This window comes from Tabrizicola sp. YIM 78059 (assembly GCF_004959785.1).
Classification (GTDB): Bacteria; Pseudomonadota; Alphaproteobacteria; order Rhodobacterales; family Rhodobacteraceae; genus Tabrizicola; species Tabrizicola caldifontis.
Genome location: NZ_SJZH01000017.1, coordinates 1 through 23,344, shown reverse-complemented (window position 1 = coordinate 23,344; position 23,344 = coordinate 1). Strand labels below are relative to the sequence as shown.

General features: G+C 66.7%; 26 protein-coding genes. 22 read left to right on the top strand and 4 right to left on the bottom strand.

Annotated features, from left to right (window positions below; genetic code table 11):
* Window positions 1-41 precede the first annotated feature (41 nt).
* Window positions 42-1,163 carry a substrate-binding domain-containing protein gene (locus EZM81_RS16345; RefSeq protein WP_136646458.1) on the bottom strand — a complete coding sequence of 374 codons (1,122 nt, stop codon included), beginning with the start codon at window positions 1,161-1,163 and terminating at the stop codon, window positions 42-44.
* Window positions 1,164-1,218: 55 nt separating this feature from the next.
* Window positions 1,219-2,040 carry a sugar phosphate isomerase/epimerase gene (locus EZM81_RS16340; protein ID WP_136646457.1) on the bottom strand — a complete coding sequence of 274 codons (822 nt, stop codon included), beginning with the start codon at window positions 2,038-2,040 and terminating at the stop codon, window positions 1,219-1,221.
* Between the two features lie 223 nt (window positions 2,041-2,263).
* Here EZM81_RS16340 and EZM81_RS16335 point away from each other — a divergent pair, with 223 nt between their 5' ends.
* The 6 genes from EZM81_RS16335 to EZM81_RS16310 all read left to right on the top strand — a co-directional run bounded on the left by EZM81_RS16335 (window position 2,264) and on the right by EZM81_RS16310 (window position 9,014).
* Window positions 2,264-3,634, top strand: coding sequence for an ROK family protein (locus EZM81_RS16335; protein WP_211195432.1), 1,371 nt, complete (start codon window positions 2,264-2,266; stop codon window positions 3,632-3,634).
* Window positions 3,631-4,641 (top strand): substrate-binding domain-containing protein, encoded by a 1,011-nt coding sequence (locus EZM81_RS16330; RefSeq protein WP_101754935.1) that lies wholly within the window; start codon window positions 3,631-3,633, stop codon window positions 4,639-4,641. Before EZM81_RS16335 ends, EZM81_RS16330 begins: the two co-directional genes overlap by 4 nt.
* A gap of 528 nt (window positions 4,642-5,169) precedes the next feature.
* Window positions 5,170-6,432, top strand: coding sequence for a site-specific DNA-methyltransferase (locus tag EZM81_RS16325; RefSeq protein ID WP_136646456.1), 1,263 nt, complete (start codon window positions 5,170-5,172; stop codon window positions 6,430-6,432).
* Complete coding sequence (locus EZM81_RS16320) at window positions 6,429-7,757, top strand: site-specific DNA-methyltransferase (protein ID WP_136646455.1); 1,329 nt, start codon at window positions 6,429-6,431, stop codon at window positions 7,755-7,757. The genes EZM81_RS16325 and EZM81_RS16320 overlap by 4 nt, the downstream gene beginning before the upstream one ends.
* Before the next feature lie 523 nt (window positions 7,758-8,280).
* The gene (locus tag EZM81_RS16315) at window positions 8,281-8,799 is read left to right on the top strand and encodes a hypothetical protein (RefSeq protein WP_136646454.1); all 519 of its coding nucleotides are present in this window, start codon (window positions 8,281-8,283) and stop codon (window positions 8,797-8,799) included.
* A 17-nt stretch (window positions 8,800-8,816) separates the two neighbouring features.
* Window positions 8,817-9,014, top strand: a complete 198-nt coding sequence (locus tag EZM81_RS16310; protein ID WP_136646453.1) for a hypothetical protein — start codon at window positions 8,817-8,819, stop codon at window positions 9,012-9,014.
* A gap of 51 nt (window positions 9,015-9,065) precedes the next feature.
* Here the strand turns inward: EZM81_RS16310 and EZM81_RS16305 are convergent, their stop codons facing one another.
* Entirely contained in the window at window positions 9,066-9,623 is a 558-nt protein-coding gene (locus EZM81_RS16305) for a DUF3489 domain-containing protein (protein ID WP_136646452.1), read from the bottom strand.
* 95 nt (window positions 9,624-9,718) lie between these two features.
* Window positions 9,719-9,946: a hypothetical protein gene (locus EZM81_RS16300; protein ID WP_136646451.1), complete on the bottom strand. Its 228-nt coding sequence runs from the start codon at window positions 9,944-9,946 to the stop codon at window positions 9,719-9,721.
* Window positions 9,947-10,061: 115 nt separating this feature from the next.
* Here EZM81_RS16300 and EZM81_RS16295 point away from each other — a divergent pair, with 115 nt between their 5' ends.
* The 16 genes from EZM81_RS16295 to EZM81_RS16225 all read left to right on the top strand — a co-directional run.
* Window positions 10,062-10,598 carry a hypothetical protein gene (locus EZM81_RS16295; RefSeq protein WP_136646450.1) on the top strand — a complete coding sequence of 179 codons (537 nt, stop codon included), beginning with the start codon at window positions 10,062-10,064 and terminating at the stop codon, window positions 10,596-10,598.
* Window positions 10,546-12,654, top strand: a complete 2,109-nt coding sequence (locus tag EZM81_RS16290) for a phage terminase large subunit family protein (RefSeq protein ID WP_136646449.1) — start codon at window positions 10,546-10,548, stop codon at window positions 12,652-12,654. Before EZM81_RS16295 ends, EZM81_RS16290 begins: the two co-directional genes overlap by 53 nt.
* Complete coding sequence (locus tag EZM81_RS16285) at window positions 12,654-12,869, top strand: phage head-tail joining protein (protein WP_136646448.1); 216 nt, start codon at window positions 12,654-12,656, stop codon at window positions 12,867-12,869. Before EZM81_RS16290 ends, EZM81_RS16285 begins: the two co-directional genes overlap by 1 nt.
* 2 nt (window positions 12,870-12,871) lie before the next feature.
* Window positions 12,872-14,383 carry a phage portal protein gene (locus EZM81_RS16280; protein WP_136646447.1) on the top strand — a complete coding sequence of 504 codons (1,512 nt, stop codon included), beginning with the start codon at window positions 12,872-12,874 and terminating at the stop codon, window positions 14,381-14,383.
* Window positions 14,383-15,693, top strand: a complete 1,311-nt coding sequence (locus EZM81_RS16275; RefSeq protein ID WP_136646475.1) for a S49 family peptidase — start codon at window positions 14,383-14,385, stop codon at window positions 15,691-15,693. The genes EZM81_RS16280 and EZM81_RS16275 overlap by 1 nt, the downstream gene beginning before the upstream one ends.
* A 40-nt stretch (window positions 15,694-15,733) precedes the next feature.
* Window positions 15,734-16,114: a head decoration protein gene (locus EZM81_RS16270; RefSeq protein ID WP_136646446.1), complete on the top strand. Its 381-nt coding sequence runs from the start codon at window positions 15,734-15,736 to the stop codon at window positions 16,112-16,114.
* Between the two features lie 27 nt (window positions 16,115-16,141).
* Window positions 16,142-17,164 carry a major capsid protein gene (locus EZM81_RS16265; protein ID WP_136646445.1) on the top strand — a complete coding sequence of 341 codons (1,023 nt, stop codon included), beginning with the start codon at window positions 16,142-16,144 and terminating at the stop codon, window positions 17,162-17,164.
* Between the two features lie 11 nt (window positions 17,165-17,175).
* A complete protein-coding gene (locus EZM81_RS16260) occupies window positions 17,176-17,490 on the top strand; it encodes a hypothetical protein (protein WP_136646444.1) in 315 nt (104 codons plus the stop codon).
* A gap of 6 nt (window positions 17,491-17,496) precedes the next feature.
* Window positions 17,497-18,117, top strand: coding sequence for a DUF6441 family protein (locus EZM81_RS16255; RefSeq protein WP_136646443.1), 621 nt, complete (start codon window positions 17,497-17,499; stop codon window positions 18,115-18,117).
* A gap of 88 nt (window positions 18,118-18,205) precedes the next feature.
* Window positions 18,206-19,063, top strand: coding sequence for a phage minor head protein (locus EZM81_RS16250; protein WP_136646442.1), 858 nt, complete (start codon window positions 18,206-18,208; stop codon window positions 19,061-19,063).
* 20 nt (window positions 19,064-19,083) lie between these two features.
* On the top strand, window positions 19,084-19,602 hold the full coding sequence (locus tag EZM81_RS16245) for a hypothetical protein (protein WP_136646441.1): 519 nt from the start codon (window positions 19,084-19,086) through the stop codon (window positions 19,600-19,602).
* A 3-nt stretch (window positions 19,603-19,605) separates the two neighbouring features.
* Window positions 19,606-20,028, top strand: coding sequence for an acyl-CoA transferase (locus EZM81_RS16240; RefSeq protein WP_136646440.1), 423 nt, complete (start codon window positions 19,606-19,608; stop codon window positions 20,026-20,028).
* Window positions 20,029-20,050: 22 nt separating this feature from the next.
* Window positions 20,051-20,989, top strand: a complete 939-nt coding sequence (locus tag EZM81_RS16235; protein WP_136646439.1) for a phage tail tube protein — start codon at window positions 20,051-20,053, stop codon at window positions 20,987-20,989.
* A 2-nt stretch (window positions 20,990-20,991) separates the two neighbouring features.
* Window positions 20,992-21,429 (top strand): hypothetical protein, encoded by a 438-nt coding sequence (locus tag EZM81_RS16230; RefSeq protein WP_136646438.1) that lies wholly within the window; start codon window positions 20,992-20,994, stop codon window positions 21,427-21,429.
* Between the two features lie 98 nt (window positions 21,430-21,527).
* Window positions 21,528-21,659, top strand: coding sequence for a hypothetical protein (locus EZM81_RS18695; RefSeq protein WP_256371634.1), 132 nt, complete (start codon window positions 21,528-21,530; stop codon window positions 21,657-21,659).
* Window positions 21,652-23,344 (top strand): phage tail tape measure protein (locus tag EZM81_RS16225; protein WP_136646437.1); only part of this gene is annotated, 1,693 nt, incomplete at its 3' end. The genes EZM81_RS18695 and EZM81_RS16225, both read left to right, overlap by 8 nt.

The following is a 23,344-nucleotide window of genomic DNA, read 5'->3' as shown; positions in this document are numbered from 1 at the left end:
GGTAGCGCGCGGGGAATAGGGACACCCCGCGCGCAAGGGGCTTATTGCATCGAGGCCTTGATGTTCTCGGTCGCCTCGGTCGAGTAGACCTGTTTCCAGGCCTCAAGCAGATTGTCCTGCGACACCGGCAGCGCCGGTAGCGCGACGAAATCCGGTGCCTCCTTGCCCAGCAGGGCATAGCCGGCCAGCTTCGCCTCGACGACACCCGCGTCAAAGGGGCGCTGCGCGCCGAGGCCCTTGATGAAGCCGCCCTGCGCCATGCTGATCGCCACGTTCTCGCCGAGGTCCACGGTGGTGATGATCAGGTCATTCCGCCCGTTCGCCCGCGCCGCGGACATCACGCCTTCGGCAGGGACATCCCAGACCGCCCAGATGCCCTTGATGTTGGGGTTCGCGGTCAGCATCGCGCCCGCAGCCTTTTCGGCATCGCCCGAGAAGTCGGGCCCGCCGATCCCCTTTTCGTCCACGATCGTGATGTTGGGGTAATCGCTCTCGATCGTCGCCTTGAAGGCATCGTAGCGCTGCCTTGTCACGAAGAAGTCGGCGGCATGGAACACCAGCCCGATTTCGCCGCCGTCGGGGCCAAGGGCCTTGGCCATAAGATGGGCGGCCGCGACCCCATTGCCATAGTTGTCAGCCGAGACGACCGAGACATAATCGGTCCCCGGCACAAAGCCGGTGGGCACGTTGTCCATGAATACCAGTCTCGCCCCAGCCCCCGCAGCCGCGCGATAGGCGCTGGCGGTGGCGGTCGGATCGGTCGGGATCGACACGATGATGTCCGGCGCCTGGGCCATGATGGTTTCCAGGTCGCTGACCTGCTTTTCGGGCTTGAAGCCAGCATCCGTGACGGCGATCACCTTGATCCCCATGGCGTCGAACTGGGTTTGCAGCCCGTTGATCTGTGCCCGGCTCCAGTCGTTGCCGCCGTAGTGCATCACGATGGCCGCTGTGGCGCCCATGTCCCTGATCTGCGCAAGTTCCTCGTCCGTGAGCACGACATCCGAGGCGGGCGAGGGGTCTTCACCGCTCGGTCCCTTGGACAGGACGGTTTCCTGCAACTTGGCAAGCGCCGCGTCCGGATCCGCAAAGGCCGGGGCGGCGATCCCCATCAAAAGCGCAAGCGCGGTCGCCGAGCCCATGAGGCTGCGTCTGGTCAACATAACTTCTTCCTCCCAGAGAAGTGTCGGGGTTTCCCCCGTTTGGTGGACAGGCGGATCAGCCCGCGATTGCCCGGTTCAGGTAGTCCATGCTCAGCCGCGCCCCTTCGGCGGGGTCACGCCAGGAGTCGAGTTCGGTGCAGACCCAGCCCGCAAAGCCCACATCCCGCATCGCCTTCAGGATCGGCCCCGTCGGCACATCGCCGCGGTCAAGCGGGGTGAAGGCAAAGGGTTCACGCTGGAAGCCCTTGAGGTGGATGTAGGAAATCCGCTTCGCGTGGTCGCGGATCAGTTGCGCCGGATCACCACCGGCTGCGGCCAGATGCGCCGTGTCGGGGCAGAAATCGATGGCGGTCAGGTCGAAGATCTTGGCCACTTCGCCCGGCCCTTCGACGATGGTCGACAAGTGCGGGTGGTAATGCGCCCGCAACCCCCGCGCCTCGGCCAGCGCCTTCACGCGGTCGAGGGCTGCGCCCAGCTTGTGATAATCCGGCTCGCGCGTGCCGTCGAAACGCTTGGCCCCGCCGCCCACCACCAGATGCGGCGCGCCCAGTTCGGCGGCACGGTCGGCGGCGCGCGTCACGCGGGCCAGTTCCTCGGGCAGAATGTCGTCGAAGATGAAGTTCCCGCCCGCATAGGTGGCGACCAGTTCCAGCCCGTTGTCGGCCAGAAGCTTGCGCATCTCGGCGGCGCTGTAGTCCAGCAGGTTGCCGTCGAACAGCTCCACCCCGGCATAACCAGCGGCAGCGATGTCGGCGCAGGCGCGGTCCATATCGCCGAAGGTGCGGTAGGCCAGTTGCGTGATCGAGGTGACGCCCACGGCATCGCCCCCGAGCCCCCCCCAGCAATTGGCGTGATAGGCCAGCTTCCACGCTGTCATCGGTATCCCCTCCCCGTGCCGCAGGCGCTGCGGGATGGCCCGCCTTGCCTGCTTTCCTGCCGGCCTCCTCTGACCGTGGCAATTTCATTAAGCCTCGATTCCGCTTTGGTCAATAATAAATCTGCTTATGTCTGACTACTTCTGCATTTTTACAGCATAAGTTTTTCCTTGAACGGCAGAAGGACGCCCTTTATCCCTTCTGAAACCCTGCAAGGACGCGATTTTGCCCCTGACTGCCCAGGACCTGACCGAATCGCCCCGCCCCCGCGGCAAGGGACGGCCGCGCACGGTGGAAACCGCTGCGCCATCGCTGGTCGAACTCCTGAACCTCGTCCGCACGGGTGCCGCCAACACGCGGCAGGAACTGGAACGCCAAAGCGAATTCGGCCGCGCCGTGGTGGCGGATCGCCTGACGATGCTGGGCGATCTGGGACTGGTGGACGAAAGCGAACTGGGCACCGCCACGGGCGGCCGAGCGCCGCGACTGGTGCGCTTTGCCGCGCGACGCGCCGCGATCCTTGTCGCCACGCTGGATCAAACCGCGATCGGGGTAGGTGTGGCCGACCTTTCCGGCAAACTCCTGACCGAACATCACGAAGCCGCCGACCTGACCGCCCCGCCCGCCGAACTGGCCGATCGTCTGACAGCACTCTTCCGCTGGTCGATGGAGCGTCATGCACCGCAGGGCGGCATATGGGGCATCTCCCTCTCCGTCCCCGGGGCCGTTCAGGGCGCGACGGAGGGTGACTTCCTGACCGCCACGCCGCCGGTCCTTCCCGCCTGGGAAGGGTTTCCACTTGTCGAAACGCTGACGCGCGATTTCGGCGTGCCGGTCTGGATGCGGTCCAGCGTCGAGACGATGACGATGGGCGAGCTGTACGCAGGCGCGGCGATCGGCACGCGCAGTATGCTTTTCCTGAAGGTCGGCCGCCGCATCGGCGCGGGCATCGTCTGCGACGGCCAGCTGTATCGTGGCGCGCATGGCGCGGCAGGCCTGATCGGATCGCTTCCAGTCACCTCAGGCGGGCGAAGCGGCCCTCTCGATGCCCTCGCAGGATCGGACATGATCCAGCGCGAAGGTCTATCGGCGGCACAGGACGGGCGAAGCCCCATGCTGGCCGACATCCAGCGCCGCGGTGGCGAGATCACGGCCATCGAAGTCTCGCAAGCCGCACAGATCGGCGATCCCGCCTCGGTCGCGATCCTGACCGAGGCGGGCCACCTGATCGGTCAGGTCGTGGCGACGCTGGCAAATGCGTTGAACCCGGAACTGATCGTGCTGTCGGGGTCCATCGTGCAGACGAACGACATCCTCCTCGCCGCGCTGCGCGAGGCGGTCTATGGCGCATCGCATCCCTTCGTCACGCGCGACCTGCGGATCATCCGGTCGCAGATGGGCAGTTCGGCCGGACTTGTCGGCGCGGCCCGCGTGGCCTCGGAACAGCTGTTCGCGCCGAGTTTCCTGAAGGAATGGGTGATGCAGGGTAGCCCGCTTGCCCATCCGGCCTTCGCCGCCCTGCAGGATCGGCTTTCGCAAACCGCACCGCCCCCTCCGCCGCCAAGGGCGCGGACCGGACAGGAGCTTCCGAGATGACGATATCCGGCCTCGGCCCGCATGGCGAACGCGCCGCCCCGCCCGAACGGGTCAGCCTGCTGCCCGACGACCGCACCGCCGCCAAGGCGGCCGGATGGCGCGTTGCCGTGGTCCTGCACACCTTGGAAAGCGACTGGGCCAAGCAGCAACTTGCCGGCATGATGGGTATCTTCGGCGATTGCGGCGCGGCGGTGATCGATGTCGTGGATTGCGCCTTTTCCCCCGACATGCAGGTGGCCGAACTTGACCGGCTGATCTCGCAACGCCCCGATGCGATCATCTCCCTTCCCGTGGCGAATGAACAGGTCGCCGCCGCGCACCGCCGGGTGTCCGAGGCGGGAATAAAGCTGGTCCTGCTGGACAACGCGCCCACCGGCCTGTTGCCGGGCAAGGACTACACGGCGCTGGTGTCTTCGGACAACTTCGGTCTGGGCAAGATCGCGGCCGCCGGACTTTCTCCCCGCATCCCCGACGGGGCGAAAGTCGGCGTCCTCGGCTTCGCCGCCGATTTCTTCGCCACGAACGAACGCGAGATCGCCTTCACCAAATGGCTTCAGGTGAACCGCCCCGACATCACACCGCGCATCCACCGCTTCGCGCGGATCGAGGACTCAGCCGCAGCCGCGGATGACCTTCTGTCGGCAAACCCCGATCTGGCCGGGCTATTCGTCGTTTGGGACACGCCTGCCCTTGCCGCAGCCACCCGCCTTGCAGAACGCGGCGCAACGATGTCCATGGCAACCGTGGACCTCGGAGAGGCCGCAGCCATCGCCCTCGCAACGGGCAATTCCTTCTGCTGCATCGCAGCCCAGCAGCCTTTCCTCCAAGGGATCACAGCCGCACAGACCGTGATCCTGTGCCTTCTCGGTCGCCCCGTTCCCGCCTGGATCGCCCTACCCGGCATTGGCGTCACACGGGACAACGTGGTCGAAAGTTTCCAGACGATCTGGCGGCAACCGGCCCCGCGCGAAGTGCTCCGCGTGCTGGGCCTGTCACGCGGCAAATGAAGGCCGGCATGGAAGCGATGCGACAGGCTCACCGGCGGATTTGAATCCGCCAAAGTTCCATTACGACTGTCCATCGACATATCGCCGCGACCGTCCGCTTTGGGCCGGTCGCATCGCTCAGGAGCCGCTCCTCCCCCCTCCTCTGGTTCCTCCCCGGCGCCAAACGTATGCGGGGGGGCGCAGCGCGGCGGTTCGCTAGCGTGAGGCGTTTTCACCGGGGAAGCCAGGCGGAAGCCACCTTGCGACCCGGAGCCGGAATTCGTGAGTCAGATCAGCGGCTTGCGGAATCACGATCTGGCCGGGGTGGACTCCCGGCGGGAAGCCAGGGAATCCACCTCCGGGGAAGCCAAGTGGCCGGAAGCCACCCCAGAAAGCCAATTCGTTAGAAGCTGTTGAATCGGCTTCACTTTTCCGGTTGACAGACCTGCCCCCATTGACCTACCCCTTGATCATCGAAGAATTGCGCCCGGAGGAACTCCCTCGCGGGCGCTTTTCATTTCCCGTCCCCCACATCCCGAGCCCCGCCCGATGGACCTCGTCTTCGCACCGAGCCAGGTAGAGTCCTGGCCGATTGCCCGGCTGCGCCCCTATGCCCGCAATGCCAAGATGCATGGCGACGACCAGGTGGCCAAGATTGCCGCCAGCATGGCCAAGTTCGGCTGGACCGTGCCCTGCATGGTCGCCGACGACGGCGAGCTGATCGCAGGCCATGGCCGGGTGCTGGCCGCCACCATGCTCGGGCTGACCGAGGTGCCGGTGATCCGGCTCAGCCATCTCGACGAGGCCGAACGCCGCGCCTACCGGATCGCCGACAACAAGCTGACGGAACTGGGCGAATGGGACGAGGCCATGCTCCGCGACGAGATCGCGGGGCTTTTGGCCGAGGATTTCGACCTGACGCTCTTGGGCATCAGTGACGACGATCTGGATGCGCTGCTTCGGGATCCCGAGGCGCTGGGCGGTGACGGGCCGGTCGAGGGTGAAGACGATATTCCGGAGCTTCCCGGCAAGCCGGTGTCGGTGCCGGGCGACCTGTGGCAACTGGGCGCGCACCGGCTGATCTGCGGCGACAGCACCGCGGCCGATGTGGTCGGGCGACTTCTGGGCAATGTGCGCCCCCTGCTGATGGTCACTGACCCGCCCTATGGCGTGGAGTATGACCCGTCCTGGCGCAACCAGGCCGGGGCCGCGAAGACGAGACGTACCGGCAAGGTGTTGAACGACGACCGCGCCGACTGGCGCGAGGCTTGGGCGCTGTTCCCCGGCGACGTGGCCTATGTCTGGCACGGGGCGCTGCACGCAGCGACTGTGGCCGACAGCCTGGCGGCCGCGGGCTTCGCGATCCGGTCGCAGATCATCTGGGCCAAGGACCGGCTGGTCCTCAGCCGCGGCGATTACCACTGGCAGCACGAACCCTGCTGGTATGCGGTGCGCGCCAAGGGCAAAGGCCATTGGGCAGGCGACCGCAAGCAGACCACGCTGTGGCAGATCGCCAACCGGGATCAGGACGCCGACACGGTACACGGCACACAGAAGCCGGTCGAATGCATGCGCCGCCCGATCCTGAACAATTCCAGCCCCGGCCAGGCAGTCTACGAGCCCTTCATGGGTTCCGGCACCACGCTGATCGCGGCCGAGACCACCGGTCGGGTCTGCCTCGGAATAGAACTGAACCCGGCCTATGTCGATGTGGCCATCGAGCGCTGGCAGTCCTTCACAGGACGGGAAGCCGTTCTGGCGGAGACTGGCGAGACCTTCGCCGTCCTCAAGGCCAAGCGGCACACGGCATGAACGCGCCCCTCCTGCCCGGCCGGATTGAGCATTGGCCCCTCGCCCGTCTTCGGCCCTACGCCCGCAATGCCAAGACCCACGACGCCGACCAGGTCGCGAGGATTGCCGCCAGCATGGCCGAGTTCGGCTGGACCGTCCCCTGCCTTGTCGCTGCCGACGGCGAGCTCATCGCGGGCCATGGCCGCATCCTAGCCGCGGCCCAGCTCGGGCTGCCGGAGGCCCCGGTGATCGTGCTGGGCCATCTGACCGAGGCGCAACGTCGTGCCTATCGGATCGCCGACAACAAGCTGACCGAACTGGGCGGGTGGGACGAGGCGCTGCTGCTCGAGGAACTGCGGGGCCTAATGGCCGAGGACTTTGATCTCGGGCTGATCGGGATCCCCGAGGATGAACTCGATGCGCTGCTGCACGATGCCGACGACCGCGCGTCCATCGACGATGACACAGCCGACACCATCCCGGAGGCCCCGACCGATCCCATCACGCGACCCGGTGACATCTGGGCGCTGGGCGACCATCGCCTGATCTGTGGCGATGCGACCGACCCGGCGGTAGTTGCGCGGCTGATGGACGGGGCACATGCCTCGCTGATGTTCACGTCCCCGCCCTATGCCCAGCAGCGCGACTATGGCGCGGCGAAGGAAAAGGTCGGCGATTGGGATGCGCTGATGCAGGGCGTTTTCGCCGCGGCGCCCGTCACCGCAAAGGCCCAGCTGCTGGTGAACCTCGGCCTTGTTCACCGTGACGGCGAGTGGATCCCGTATTGGGAGGGCTGGGTCGACTGGATGCGCGCGCAGGGCTGGCGGCGGTTCGGCTGGTATGTCTGGGACCAGGGGCCCGGCCTGCCCGGCGACTGGAATGGGCGGCTGGCGCCGTCGCACGAGTTCATCTTCCACTTCAACCGCCAGCCGCGGAAGCCGAACAAGACGGTCGAAAGCAAGCATGCGGGCGAAACCCTCGGTGGCGGCGGCCTGCGCGGGGCCGACGGCACGGTCCATCGCAAGACCGGCTATGGCAACGCGATCCAGAGCCACCGCATCCCGGACAGCGTGTTCCGCATCATGCGCCACAAGGGCGGGCTTGGCGCGGCCGGTTCACACCCTGCCGTGTTCCCCGTGGCGCTGGTTGAGGCGGTACTGGAGGCCTTCACCGACACCCGCGACCTGGTGTTCGAGCCGTTCTGCGGCTCCGGCACCCAGCTGATCGCCGCGGAACGCACCGGACGGCGCTGTCGTGCGGTGGAACTGGACCCGGTCTATTGCGACGTCGCCGTCCGGCGGTGGGAGATGGCGACGGGGCAGAGGGCGACCAACATACCACCGTAAGTTGCTGTAAATGATCCTTTAAGCTACGGTTCCCAAAAGTCGGCGGCTCTTCGGCCACTGTGTGGGGGTAAGGGAACGTGAGTCGGATCTTTGACGCTTGGATGAATTGGCCACTCGCCGCTCGATGGATTTCGGGCATTGGGGCACTTTGGATTGTTTCCGCTCTTCTTCCAGCCGTCAGAGAGCGCAATCCAGCGGCAGCGTTTGGCGAGAACTTCGTGGCATTGGGCCTGCACTACGGCTTGATGTTCGGAAGCATTGCAATGGGGATTTGGCTTGGCCCGAAGATTATAGGTCGGACCGGAAAGGCTTGGATTGCATGGGCATTTGGAGTCGGGTTGTTCGTCACTGGCGTTTTGGCTCAGGGGCCACTCGGCGAGTTCTTCGGAGTGTCGGATCAGCTTGATAGTCTGATGAACCCTGACTGCTACATTGACTGGGATGGACGTTCGAACCCAACGGTTTGTGAGTAAGCAAGGTTTTTCGTGAAGCCCGAAAGGGCCTGAATTCTATAAAGGCCAAGATGGAAACAGACCCAAAACCGGAGCCGATTTCCTTTGTGGAAATGAAGGCGAACGTCGGCTCGCTCCTTTTTCTATGGTCGTCCATCGAACGCGAGATCACCAAGCGCATCGAAAAACTGGACGACGGGGCAAGCCGGACCGTGCCGCATACCCTGACGCAGAAAATTGCACGTTGGGAGAGTCTGCAAGCCGCCATCTGTGACGAACGCCCCGAACATCGCGAACTTCTCACCGAGGTGCGCTCCCGCCTCGTGATGGCCCTGGAGCTCAGGAACCGCGTTACCCACGGCCTGGTCGGCATCACCGCCGATCCATTTGGCAATCGTGGGGACGCACATCTGGAGACGGAGCTGAACGGCGAGACGCGCAAGCACACGCATGCCGACCTGGAGCACGTGATGCGCATCCTCTCCCATATGGTCTGGGCCATCGGGGCATTGAGCGATGCGGCCATGCAAAAGGATCCCCGAAAGGCCGAAAGCGCATATGTCGGGATCCGGTTGAACCATCTGCCCTAACCGCCTAGCCTTCTCCCATGTCCGAAGGCTGGCAGCACATTGAAGTCAACGATCACGGGACCATCGTCGTCCTGCGTCCGATCTCGGACGAGGGCCGCGCGTGGTTCGAGGACAATGTGGGCGAACCGGAACCGGGCGGGGTCTACACCTGCGAGCCGCGGATGGCGCAGGACATCCTGCAGGCGGCGGCACGCGATCTGCTGTCATGGCAATGAAGGACCGCCGCCCGGGCGGGGCGGCGGGGTAATACGGCTGGCAGGGAATGGTTAGGCGGGCAGCTTGTAGACCGTCCCCCTGCCCTCGACCTTCTCCGCGGCGATGGGCAAACCCAGCTTCTTCTTCAGCGCCCCCGAGATCGAGCCGCGCAAAGTGTGGGCCAACCATCCGGTGGCCTCGACCATTTCGGCGACCGTCGCGCCCTCGGGGCGCTGGAGCATGGCGATGATCTGCGCTTGCTTGGTGCCAGCGCGGATGGCGACGGGTTTCGCGGTGTCGGGGTCGTCGGGCATCTGCACCGGTTTCGGCTTCGCCTTTCGCGCACTCGCGACAGCGCTGGCCGCCAGCGGCTCGATCCCGATGGCCTCCAGCCCGGCCTCGGTCGCGATCAGCGTGGTGCCGTGGCCGTCGCCAGTCTCGCGCCACATCGGCTCGCTGCGGCGCAGGTTGGCCTCAACTTCCTCGAGCCAGCCGCGGGCGATCATCTTGCCGACGACCATCTTGGCGGCGGCGCCGACCAGCCCCTCGGGCAGCGGCAGGGCGAGATTGCCGGGCCGGGTCGCGGCGCGGGAGAGGATCAGGGACTGGGTGTCGGACGGGATGGTCATCGGGGCCTCCGGGCGCTGTGGCACGCGGTGTGCGCGCCTTCTACGGAGGCAAGCCCCGTCGTCAGACGGGGCGGCTGTCGCGCGTCGTGGGCGCGTCAGGCGGCGTGTTCGCCTTCCTTGAAGGCGCTGTCGGTGATCTGGCGCAGCAGGCCCGCGTAGTGCTTCAGCGTCCCGACATGGCCCCAATGAATCTCGTCGGGGTGAGTCTCGAAATGGTCGTCGCTGAGGGCCTTCAGGCGCTCCAGCATGGTGTCGATCTCGGCCTTGGCGGCGATGAAGGCGTCGAGGGCTTTGTCGTTCGAGGCGGCGCGGCGGGTGGTCATGGCGGGGTTCCTCAAGTGAGTTGCATCGTTTCCTTGCGATCAGACTCGCTCTGTCGCGCCCTCTAATCAACTGAATACCAAGCGATATCATTGGCTTGATCGGACTATCTGCGCCATGAAGGGCATGAGCGAACGCGAGTATGCGGCCCATTCCGGTCTGTCGCGCGGCGGGGTGCAGAAGGCGCGCAAGAACGGGCGGCTGGTGGTTTTCGACGACGGGTCGATCAACGCCGCAGCCTCGGATGTGCGACGGGCAGAGATGACGGACCCCGACCAGCAGCGCCGGTCGATTGGTGGCGATGGGCTGGCCAGCGGCCCCGGCGACACGACGTCCTACATCAAGGCCCGCACGGCGCTGACGGTCTATGCGGCGCAGGAGCGCCAGTTGGCGGTCCAGAAGAAGAAGGGCGCGCTGGTCGACCGCGCGCGGGCAGAAACGCTGGTGTTTCGCCTCGCGCGGCAGGAACGGGATGTCTGGGTGACCTGGCCCGGACGGGTGGCCGCGCTGATGGCGGCGCAGATCATGGCGGAGGTGGAACGGCAATCCGGGGCATCGGTGACGATCGAGACCGCGATCATGCAGAGGGTGCTGGAAGCCCATGTCCGCGAACAGCTCGACGCCCTCGCCGACCTCAGGGTTTCCCTCGGGTGACGATGAACTGGCCGACAATGATCTGACGGCCGACCTCGACCTCGGCTTCGACGGGGCCGAGGACCTGCTCCGGGTCTGGCGGCAGGGGCTGCGCCCCGACCCGAACCTGACGGTATCGGAATGGGCGGATCAGCATCGCTGGCTATCGTCGCGCGGCGCGGCCGAGCCGGGGCGCTATCGCACCGCCCGGGCCCCTTACCTGCGCGAGATCATGGATGCGCTCTCGCCCGGCCATCCGGCCCAGCGCATCACCTTCATGAAGGCCGCGCAGGTGGGCGCGACCGAGGCGGGCAACAACTGGATCGGCTTCGTCATCCATCACGCGCCGGGGCCGATGCTGGCGGTGCTGCCGAGCCTGGAACTGGCGAAGCGCACCTCGCGCGGCCGTCTTGATCCACTGATCGCGGATAGCCCGGCGCTGCGCGAACGGGTGAACCCGGTCCGATCCCGCGATGCGGGCAATTCGATGCTGTCGAAGGAATTCCCCGGCGGCATCCTGGTGCTGACCGGCGCGAACAGCGCCACCGGCCTGCGGTCGATGCCCGCGCGCTATGTCTTCCTCGACGAGGTCGACNGCGCCACCGGCCTGCGGTCGATGCCCGCGCGCTATGTCTTCCTCGACGAGGTCGACGCCTATCCGGCCTCGGCCGACGAGGAAGGCGATCCGGTCACGCTGGCGGAAGCCCGGACCACCACCTTCTCGCACCGGCGCAAGGTGTTCATGGTCTCGACGCCCACGATCCGGGGGCTGAGCCGGATCGAGCGGGAATTCGAAGCCTCCGACCAGCGGCGCTACTTCGTGCCCTGCCCGCATTGCGGGGCGATGCAATGGCTGCAATTCGACCGGCTGCGCTGGGCGAAGGGAAAGCCGGAAACGGCGGCCTATCTCTGCGAAGGCTGCGAACGCCCCATCGCCGAGCACCACAAGACCGAAATGCTCGCCCGCGGCGAATGGCGGGCGACAGCGGTCTCCAGGGATCCGAAGGCCATCGGCTTCCATCTCTCGGCGCTCTACTCGCCGCTGGGCTGGAAAAGCTGGTCCGACGTCGCGCGGGAATGGCTGGCGGCCCAAGGATCGGACGAGACGCTGCGCGCCGCACGCAACACGCTCTTGGGCGAGACATGGGTCGAGTCGGGCGACGCGCCGGAGTGGCAGCGGCTTGCGGATCGGCGTGAATCCTGGAAACCGGGCACTGTTCCGATGGCCGGGCTGTTCCTGACCGCGGGTGCCGACGTCCAGAGGGACCGGATCGAAGTCGACATCTGGGCCTGGGGCCGGGGCATGGAAAGCTGGCTCGTCGATCACATCGTCATTCCGGGCGGGCCTGACGATGCGGGCGCCTGGGACAAGCTGACGGCCCTGCTCGGCCGCTCCTGGCAACATGCCAACGGCGCCCTCATGACCGTGGCGCGGCTCGGCATCGACACCGGCTACGAAGCTGCGGCCGTCTATGCCTGGTCGCGCAAGGTCGGCTTCGAACAGGTGGCACCGCTGAAGGGGCTTGAGGGCTTCAACCGGTCGGCTCCGGTCTCGGGCCCGACCTTTGTCGACGCCACCATCGGCGGGAAGCGCCTGCGCCGCGGCGCGCGGCTCTGGTCGGTGGCCACGGCGACGTTCAAGACGGAGACCTACCGCTTCCTGCGGATCGAACGGCCCTCCGACGAGGACCGCGCGCTGGGCGTCCTCGATGCGCCGGGGACCCTGCACATCCCCGGTTGGGCCGACACCGAATGGCTGAAGCAGCTGGTGGCCGAGCAGCTGGTCACGATCCGCAACAAGCGCGGCTATGCCCATCAGGAATGGCAGAAGATCCGCGAGCGAAACGAGGCGCTGGACTGCCGGGTCTACGCCCGTGCCGCGGCGTGGATCCTCGGTGCCGACCGATGGGACGAGGCGACCTGGCGGCGGCTCGAGGCGCAGGCGGGCGTAGAAACGCGCATGCCAACGGCCATGGCGGCCGAAACCACTCCGGACCCGGCCCAGGTCAAGGCCGGAACCTTGACTACGCCACGCCGGAAACGGCGGGCCTACACCCCGAACTTCATGAGGGACTGATGGACCTGGAACGCATGCAGGCCCTGCTGACCGCGCTGCAGGAAGCCCGCTTCGCCGGGCTGCGCAGCGTCAGCTATGACGGCAAGACCGTGACCTATGGCTCGGATGCCGAACTGGCCGCTGCCATCCGCGATCTGGAAGCGCGGATGGCCACCGCCAGCGGCACCTCTGCCCGGCGCCGTAGATGGGGCACCGTCGCGACCAAGGGTCTGTGACCATGGTGCTCGACGCCTTCCGCGCCCGCCTCGGCAACATCATCGGCGGGTTCGATGCGGCGCAATCCCATCGCCGTATGCGCGGGTTCCGGGCCAGCCGGGCGCATGTGAACACGCTGATCGCCGCCTCGGGTGAGACCATCACCGCCCGGGCCCGCTGGCTGGTCCGGAACAACGGCTACGCCGCGAACGCGGTCGACGCCTTTGCGAACCATGTCGTTGGCGACGGGATCAAGCCCTCGTCCAAGTTGGCCGATGCCGCAAAGAAGGAGGAACTACAGAAGCTCTGGCTCGCCTGGACCGACGAGGCCGATGCCGAGGGGCTGACCGACTTCTTCGGGTTGCAGCGCCGAGCCGCGCGGGAGGTGTTTCTGGCGGGCGAGGTTTTCCTGCGCATCCGCACGCGGCGGCCGGAGGACGGGCTGACGGTGCCCATGCAGCTGCAGATGCTGCCATCGGAAATGCTGCCCCAGGACATGACCCGCCTGCTGCCCGGTGCTGGGTCGATCCGTCAGGGCATCGAGTTCGACGGCATCGGACGCCGCGTGGCCTACCACTTCCTGCGCCGCCACCCAGGCGACATGACCGATCCGGGGCTGGCGGGAGAGACGGTGCGCGTGCCTGCATCCGAGGTCATACACATCCTCGACCCGGTCGAGGCGGGGCAGCTGCGCGGCGTGTCCCGATTTGCGGCGGCCGTGGTGAAGCTGTTCACCCTCGACCTCTACGACGATGCGGAGCTGGAGCGGAAAAAGACCGCAGCGATGTTTGCGATGTTCATCACCTCCCCCGCCCCGGAAACGGCCCTCGACCCGGCCGAGGACGATCTGGAGGTGGAACCGGGCCAGGTGGTGCGCCTCGATCCTGGTGAAGACGTGACCACGCCATCCACCCCGGATTCCGGGTCCACTTACGAACCCTTCCAGTACCGCACGCTCCTGCAGATCGGCGCGGCGCTGGGCGTGCCCTATGGCTATCTGACCGGCGATACGGCGAAGGGCAACTTCTCCAACACCCGGATCGCGCTGGTCGACTTCCGCCGCCGCATCTCGGCCTTCCAGCATTCAGTGATGGTCTATCAGCTCTGCCGCGCGGTCTGGACCCGCTGGATGGACATGGCGGTGCTGGCGGGCGCCATCGACCTGCCCGGCTATGCAACGGAGCGGCGGCAATACCTCGCTTGCGACTGGCTACCCACGAAATGGGACTGGATCGACCCCGCCAAAGACGCCTCGGCCGAGATCCTGCAGATCGAGGCGGGCCTGAAATCCCGCACGCAGGCCATCGCCGAACGCGGTTACGACGCCGAGCAGGTAGACCGGGAAATCGCGGCAGAACGGAAACGCGAGGCGGAGCTTGGTCTCGACTTCCGGCGGCCGGGATCCCCAGCGCAGGCTGCAGGCGGCAGCGCGGGGCAAAGCGGCACCGAAAGCCCGCAGCAAGATCAGCAGAACGCCAGTGATCGGGAAGACGATGGCGAGGACCGGGAACCCCGGCCTGCGGAGGAAGAATGATGCATCACACCCAGATCGCCCAGCGCGTCTTCAACACCCCGCTGATGGTCGATCCGGCCAAGGCGCTGGCCTTCCTTGCCGGGCTTGGTCCGCGGATCACCGGCAGCGAAATCAGCGTGGAGGGAGTCGAAATCGCCGCCGAAGCGCAGGAGGCCGCCACCCTGCCCGTCCGGGCGTCGTTGTTCGGCGACGACCTGACCAACCGCCAGGCGCGGAACGGAAGCCAACCCTTCGGGGTCGTGGACGGGATCGCCGTCATCGAGATCGCGGGCACTCTGGTGCATCGCGGGGCATGGATCGGGCAATCCTCCGGTCTGACCTCCTATGAGGGGATCGCTGCGCAGTTGCAGGCGGCGCTGTCAGATCCTGCGATCCGCGGCATCGCCCTCGATATCGACAGCTTCGGTGGAGAGGTCGCGGGAGCCTTCGATCTGGCGGATCGCCTCCGCGCCGCGCGGGCGCAGAAGCCGGTCCATGCCTTCGTCGCCGATCACGCCCTTTCGGCCGCCTATGCGCTGGCCTCCCAGGCCGACCGGATCATCCTGCCCCGCACCGGTGCTGTCGGCAGCATCGGCGTCGTGGCCATGCACAGCGACATGAGCGGGGCGCTCGATCAGAAGGGCATCGCCGTCACGCTGATCCACGCCGGGGCCCGCAAGGTCGATGCCAATCCCTATCAGCCGCTGCCCGAGGCCGTCCGCGACCGGATCGCAGGCGAACTTGAGGATTTGCGCCAGCTCTTCGCCGAAACCGTCGCCGAAGGGCGCGGCCGACGCCTCGACACCCAACGCGCGCTCGGCACCGAGGCCGCCGTCTTCCGCGGCGAGGCGGCGGTCTTCGCAGGTCTCGCCGACGAGGTGGCCGATCCCGTCACCGCCTTCCGCGCTTTCGCCGCCGCCCCCCGCGGCACATCCACCCTCAAATCCAACCCCAAGGGAAAGGGCCCGATGATGACCACTGCCCCCGAAGACGATGCGCAGCCTGCGACTGCGCCTGCCGCGAGCACCCCGCCGGAACCGGCCCCGCCCGCGGCAAGCGCGCCGCCGCAAACCGCGGCGGCCGCCATTTCGCCCGAGGCGATCCGCGCCGAGGCGGCCGAGGTCGCGCAGGCCGCCCGCCTTGGCATTCAGATCGACGCTGCGGATGCGGTCGCCAAGGGCGTGAAACCCGAGGGACTGCGCGCCAAAATCCTGGCTGATCTCGCCGCGCGGAGTGATGCCGCGGGCATCATCGCCACCGCTCCTTCGGCTGGCGCGAAGGAAAGCCCCATCGTCGCGGCCGCGAAAAAGTCGGCCGCCGCCTCGCGCTGATCCCGGCGCATCCCATCCCCAACATCCCGGAGACTGAACCATGCCCGTCCTGACGAAACCGCCCAGCATGGGCGATGTCCTCAAATACGAGGTCAACCCGAACTACACCCGCGAGGTGGTGACGCTGCTCGCAGGCATGCCCTACCCCGTCGGCTCGGTGCTGGGGAAGATCACGGCCAGCGGCAAGTACACGCTATCTCCCGCGACCGGGGCCGACGGATCGCAGGTCGCAACGGCCGTCCTGCTCTATGCCGTCGATGCGACGCTGGCCGATGCCGTGGGTATCGTCCTCGTGCGCGGCCCCTCGATCGTGTCGCGCGCGGCCCTCGCCTACGGCGCCACCGTCGATGACGGCACCAAGATCGCCGCGAAACTCACCCAGCTCGCCGCCGTCGGCATCATTGCCCGCGACGGCGTCTGATCCCCCTTATTCCACCGGAGCCCCACCATGACCCTCGTCCGCAATCCCTTCGACGCTGGCGGCTATTCGCTGGCCGAGATGACGCAGGCCATCAACATCCTGCCCAACCTCTACACCCGCCTCGCCCAGATCGGCCTCTTCCGCTTCGAAGGCGTCAGCCAGCGCTCGGTCATCATCGAGCAGTACGAAGGCGTCCTGAGCCTTCTGCCCTCCGTCCCCCTCGGCGGCCCCGCCACCGTCGGCACCCGAGAAGGCCGGTCCATGCGGTCCTTCGCCCTGCCGTGGATTCCGCATGACGATGTGGTCCTGCCTGCCGACATCCAGGGACAGCCAGCGCTCGGGGCGTTCGATGCGGCCGATCCCCTGGTCGAGGTGATGAACCGGAAACTCCTGCTGATGCGCCGCAAGCATTCTCAGACGCGGGAATACATGGAGATGAACGCGCTGCGCGGCATCGTGAAGGACGGGGCAGGCACCACGCTCTACAATTACTTCACCGAGTTCGGCCTCGCGCAGATCTCGGTGGACTTCGTGCTGGGCACGGCCGGAACGAACGTGCAGGGCAAGGTCCGCGAGGTGCTGCGCGCCATCGAGGACAATCTTCTGGGTGAGGCGATGACCTCGGTCCATGCGCTGGTCAGCCGCGAGTTCTTCGACAAGCTGATCGCGCACCCCAAGACCGAAGAGGCCTACAAGTTCTATGCCTCGACCGGCGCCCAGCCCCTGCGCGAGGATGTCCGTCGCAACTTCCCCTTCGGCGGGATCCTGTTCGAGGAATACTCGGGCACGGTGACCCTCTCGACCAAGGCCACCGAACGGCTGGTCCCGGCGAACGAGGGCATCGCCTTCCCCTTGGGCACGATGGACACCTTCACCACCTATGGCGGCCCGGCGAACCTGCTGGAAACCGCCAACACCATCGGCCTGCCGCTCTACGCCCGCCAGCATCTCGACGAGAAGGGCCGCTGGATCGACGTGATGACCGAGGCCTCGATCCTGCCGGTGAACAAGCGGCCCCGGCTGGCGATCCGCCTGCATACGTCGAACTGACGGACCGACAGATGTTCGCCTTTGCCGCCGCCATGGATCGCATCTTCACCCAGGCTGACATGGCGGCCCCGGCCCTCTGGATCTCGGCCACGACGTCCGAGGAACGCCCGATCCGCATCATCCGCCGCGCCCCGGACCGAGTCAACGACTTCGGCGCTTGCCGGTTCGTCAGCGATACAACGGTGGTCGACGTGCGCGTCGCCGACCTGCCCACCCCACGGCCGGGCGATGTGATCGTCATCGGCGCGGACAGCCACGTCATCCAGGGGGAACCGCTGCGCGACCGCGAACGACTGATCTGGACCCTCGATCTCCGCCCGGCGTGACCCACGATGAAACTGAAGCTCACCATCGATCCCGACATCGTCGCGATGATGCAGGCCGAAATCCGCGCGGGCGACAAGGCTGTCACCAACGCCATGCGCGCGTCGGGCGCGGGCCTCAAATCCGCCTGGCGCAGCCAGATCAGCGGCGCTGGGCTTGGTACCCGGCTCGGCAACTCGATCCGGCTGGTGACCTATCCCAAGGGCGGCGATAGCCTGAACGCCGCTGCGCTGGTCTGGTCGAACGCCCCGGTGATCGTCGGCGCGCATGACACCGGGCCACTGATCCGGTCGCGCGACGGGTTCTGGCTGGCCATCCCCACCCCGGCCGCGGGCAAATCCTCCCGCGGCGGCCGGATCACCCCCGGCGAATGGGAACGCCGCAGCGGCCTGCGCCTGCGCTTCATCTACCGGCGCAGGGGTACGAGCCTTTTGGTGGCTGAGGGGAGGCTGAACAGCAAGGGACGTGCAGTTGCGTCACGGTCGAAGACCGGCCGTGGGCTGACCACCGTGCCGATCTTCCTGCTGGTACCACAGGTCAGGCTGCGCAAGCGGCTCGATCTGGCGCGGGATGCAGAACAGGCCATCGACGGCGTGCCGGGGCGGATCGTGGCGGGGTGGGGTGGGTGAGCAAGCAGGACTCAGCGCTCGGACGGTTACGAAATCCTTAACGAAATCCTGATAGGCAGGAGCCCAAAACCTTCATAGGGACCGTTTCATGTTTGTTGACCAGAAACTGTATCAAAAGGCGTTTCAGGCGTACCTGCGCAAGGGGACGCCCATCGAATGGTCTATCAAGCAGGAACGCCCCACGACGCATTATATCTGGCGGACCCAAGGCGACGAAAATGTGCGTCCCAGTCATGCTGCCAACAACGGACAGGTGTTTGCGTGGGATGATCCGCCCCCGACAGGCCATCCTGGCGAAGACTATGGGTGCCGTTGCACGGCCGAGCCGTACGATCCTGAGACAGCCGAAAGCCTCACAATTTCATTGCACGGCGTTTCCGACAGTTCGACCATTTGGGGCAGCCGCGACTTTGTCAGGCATTATTATCAGGGAGGTGGTCGCGCTGTAACGGTGCGTGAGACGGGCAATCTTGGGCGGGTGGTCGCAAGATACATGGAGATCGCAGAGGATCGGATCAAAAGGCAAATTGCAGAAAAGGCGAGAGAAGTTCGAAACGGGGCAGTTTCAGGCGATTTCGTTCGAACCTATGACATGACAGGCCTCGTCTTCAGCGTGGGTGACACAACAATTGGCGGGACGTTCATGGGGCACGCAAGAGAGCGCAGCGGCAACATTTACGTCTTCGGCGAACTCGAATTCTACCTCAGGGACGAATTTGCAGACCCGCTCGATATCGGCGTGGAGGCAATCGATATCCCTGAAACGATCTTCGAAAATCTGCTCCGACCTCTCGAGGATCACGGGCGCAATCGTCTGGGCCTACCTTCCAGCGGCCCCCAGAGGCTGGGCATCCATACGGGCGAGCCATATGCGATAACAGATACATGGTCGGGGCGCTTTGAGGGACAGGTCCGCACCGATCCGCGGTACAGCGCATTCCGATAGCGGAAGGGTGGGCAACTCGCTTGAAGGGCCACGGAAACAGCCATCTGGCAGGAACGGCAAAGGCAGCGATTGCCTTCGCCTTGATTGCCCTTTTGCTCCCGGCCGCATGGCTGTTCAATGCTTACGACAGGCAGTACCGGGTTTGTGTACCGCTGGAAAACGGGCTGTACCTAGGCTACGAGGCAATCTTCGATTTGAGCAGGCCATATTTCAAGCCCATCGCCGTGCCGAAGTTCCCGGACGGAACTCCGCTGATCCGCGACGAGACATGGGCAATTTATGTGACCGAAACAACCATATATGGTTTGGCCATGGGTCCGTCGCCCGACGAGGACTTTCGCTTCGCATGGCGATCAGACGTTGGCTTGGTACGTCAGCAAGACAATCACGCGACCTACGACGCCCTGATCGCTGAGGCTGGTCCTGCAAGCTTAGATATTGATATTGACAGTGTAGACACTGGCTGGCTCCTCAACGAATTACTCAGGCGGCGGCAGCCTGCAAGTGACCGCTGCCCTACGTCGCTTCTCACCTGGTGATGAATGACCACCACCCGCGAAACCATCCTCGCCGCGCTGCAGGCGCGGCTGCAGCCGCTTGCCGCCCTTGTCCTGCGTGACGAGGTACTGCCCGAACGAATCCCGGCGGCCGGGCTGATCATCCTGCGCGACGGCCAGCCGGGCGAGCCGGAGGTGACGCTGTCGCCCCTGCGCTACCACTACCAGCACCGGGCGGAATTGGAGGTGGTCGTCCAGGCGGGCAACGGTCGGGCAAGCGCCTTTGACGACCTGGTCGCCGCCATCGGCGCGGCGCTTGAGGCGGACCGGACGCTGGGCGGCCTCTGCGACTGGGTCGAACCGGAGGCCCCGGCCTCGGTAGATCTGCCCGTCGAGGGCGCAGCCGCCCTGAAGGCGGCGGTGATCACCGTCGTCCTGCACTACACCACGACCGGCCCTCTGGCCTGACACCCCCACATAGGAGACCCCCATGGCACGCGCACACGGCGCGCGGGCGCAGATGGCGCTTGCGTTCGAAACCGTCTACGGCACCCCGCCCGCCAGCGGCTACCGCCTGATGCCCTTCGCCCGGACCACACTGGGCGCAGAGCAGCCGCTGTTGAATTCGGAATCGCTCGGCTACGGCCGCGATCCCCTGGCCCCGATCAAGGATGCCGTCACCTCCGATGGCGATGTGGTTGTGCCGATCGATGTGGAGGCCTTCGGCTTCTGGCTGAAGGCGGCCTTCGGTGCCCCGACCACCACGGGAACCACGCCCAAGACCCACACCTTCCAGTCGGGCAACTGGACACTGCCCTCGATGGCCATCGAAGTGGCGATGCCCGAGGTGCCGCGGTTCGCGATGTATGCGGGCTGCGTGATGGACCAGCTCAGCTGGCAGATGAACCGCTCCGGCCTTCTGACCGCAACCGCCCGGCTGATCGCACAGGGTGAGGCCATCGCTGCCACCACAGCTGCGGGCACGCCGACCGCGCTGGGCCTGCAACGCTTCGGCCATTTCAACGGGGTGGTGAAGCGCAACGGCTCCGCCTTGGGCAACGTCGTCTCGGCCGAGATCACCTATGCCAACGGCCTCGACCGGATCGAGACCATCCGCAACGACGGCAAGATCGAGGGTGCCGATCCGGGCATGGCGGCGCTGACCGGCCGGATCGAGGTCCGTTTCGCGGACTCTGCCCTCGTCACCCAAGCCATCGACGGCACGCCTTGCGAGTTGGAGTTCGCCTACAGCCTCGGCGCGAATGCCAGTTTCACCTTCACGGCCCATGCCGTCTACCTGCCGGTCCCCCGGATCGAGATTCCCGGGCCCCAGGGCATCCAGGCGACCTTCGACTGGCAGGCCGCCAAGGCCACCAGCCCCGCCCGCATGTGCACCGCCGTCCTCGTCAACACCGTCACGGGATACTGACCATGATCCGCCTGAACCTCTCGAACCGACCCGAATGGCTGAACCTGCTGCCCGGCCTGCGCGTCCTGGTGGCGCCGCTCACAACCGCGCTGATGGTCTCGGCGCGCGCCGACCCGGCAATCGACAGCCTGTCGGAAACCGCCAGCCAGGAGGACATGGCGCTGGCCATGGCCAAGGCCGTCGCGCGCCGCGCGCTGCTGGAATGGGAAGGTGTCGGCGATGATGACGGCAACCTTGTGCCCGTCAGCCCGGCCGGGATCGACGCCCTGCTGGACATCTGGCCGGTCTTCGAGGCCTTCCAGGCGCAATACGTCGCCCGCGGCCTGATGCTGGATGCGGAAAAAAACGCCTCCGCGCCCTCGCCGACTGGTCCTTCGGCGGGGGCGACAGCTACTGCGCGGCCTGCACGGGCCCCTGCCCCGACTGCCCCGCAAGGCTGAACCGGCCGCAGACCGTCGAGGGCTGGCAGGTCTGGGACCTGACCCAGCGCCTTGGCGGCCAGCTGCGGGTCTCGCCTGGTGCCGTCATCGGATGGGACATGGGCTCGGCGCTCGCATTGGCGCAGGCGCTGGGCATTGCGCCGCTGATCGCCGCCGAACTGCTGCCCGAGATCGAGGCGGTGATGGTGCGCAAACTGAACGAGCAGATGGAAGGACGCCGGAATGGCTGAGAAGAAGGTCTCCGTCCGCCTCGTAGCGGAGGGCGGGCGCCAGGTGCGCGCCGAACTGGAGGGGATCGGTGAGGCCGGAGCGCGCGGCTTCGGTCGTCTGTCTTCCGAGATGGAACTGGCCAACACGCGCCTCGCGAACTTCGCGCGCCGGGCCGGGATTGCTCTGGCGGCCGTCGCTGCGGCTGCCGCGGCGGCCGGGGTGGCGATGGTGCGCTCGGGCCTCGCCAACATCGACGCGCAAGCGAAGCTCGCGCAGTCGATGCGCACGACCGTCGAGAGCATCCAGACCCTGACCTGGGCCGGGGAGCTTGCGGGCGTCTCGATGGGCGAGATCGAGCAGGCGACGAAGAAGCTGACCACGCGCCTGTCGGAGGCGGCCAGCGGGTCGGGCGCCGCGGTCGGCGCGCTCCGGCGGCTGAACCTGACGGCGGCCGAGTTGCAGGCGTTGCCGCTCGACCAGCGCATTGTGGCGATCCAGGAAGCGCTGGCCCGCTTCGTGCCCGAGGCCGAGCGGGCGGCGGTGGCCTCGGACCTCTTCGGCGACCGGGCAGCGCTCGCGTTCCTGCGGATCGACAGCGCCACCCTGCGCGATGCCGCGCGCGATGTGCAGGACTTCGGGGTGGCGGTCAGCGCGGCGGATGCCGCCCAGATCGAGCGGACGGGCGACGCCATTGCACGGCTCGGCCTGATCTGGACCGGCCTTGTCAACCGCCTGACCGTCGCCGTCGCCCCGGCACTGGAGGGTGTCGCGACCAAGCTCGCCGATATGGCGCGCGCGACGGGGCCCATCGGGCAGGCGATCACAGCGCTCTTCGACAACCTCGGGCGGCTGGCCACCTATGCCGCGACCTTCGCGGCCGTGATGGCCGGGCGCTGGGTCGCGGGAATGGCTGCGGCGGCCCTGTCGGTAAGGGGCCTTGCGACGGCCTTGGTGTTCCTGCGCGGCGCCCTGATCCGCACCGGCATCGGCGCGCTGATCGTCGGGGCGGGCGAGCTGGTCTATCAGTTCTCGCAACTCGTCGCGCGGGTCGGCGGCGTGGGCGAAGCGTTCCGCCTGCTCGGCGATCTGGCCAAGGAGGTCTGGTCTCGCATCGGCCTGTCTCTGGACGCGGCGCTGGCGCGCGTGGCGGCCGGGTGGGAGGGCTTTAAGGCCGCCGGTCTCTCGGCGCTCGAAGGCACCATCGCGGGCGTGGTCAGCTTCGGCGACCGGACAGCTGCGATCTTCCAGGGGGCCTATGACGCGGCCGTCGCGATCTGGGGCAGTCTGCCCGGCGCCATCGGCGACTTCGCCTTCCAGGCAGCGAACGGGCTGATCTCCGGCGTCGAGGCGATGCTGAACGGCGTCGTCACCCGCATCAACAGCTTCATCGAGACGCTGAACGCCGCGCTGGCGCTGCTGCCGGAATGGGCCACCGGCGAAGGCGGCGTGCGGATCGGCACCCTCGACCCGGTGGAACTCGGTCGCATCGGCAACCCGTTCGAGGGGGCTGCGACAGCGGCTGGTGCCGCCGCCGCAGATGCCTTCTCCGCCGCGCTGGCGCGCACCTATCTCGAGCCGCCCGATCTGGGCCTCGGTGCCATGGCCGACGACGCCCGAGCACGAGCCGACGGCTATCGTGAGGCCGCAGGCATGCTCGCCGACGCCGCTGGTCGGCCGCTCGCCAGCTGGCAGGCGCTGAAGGATG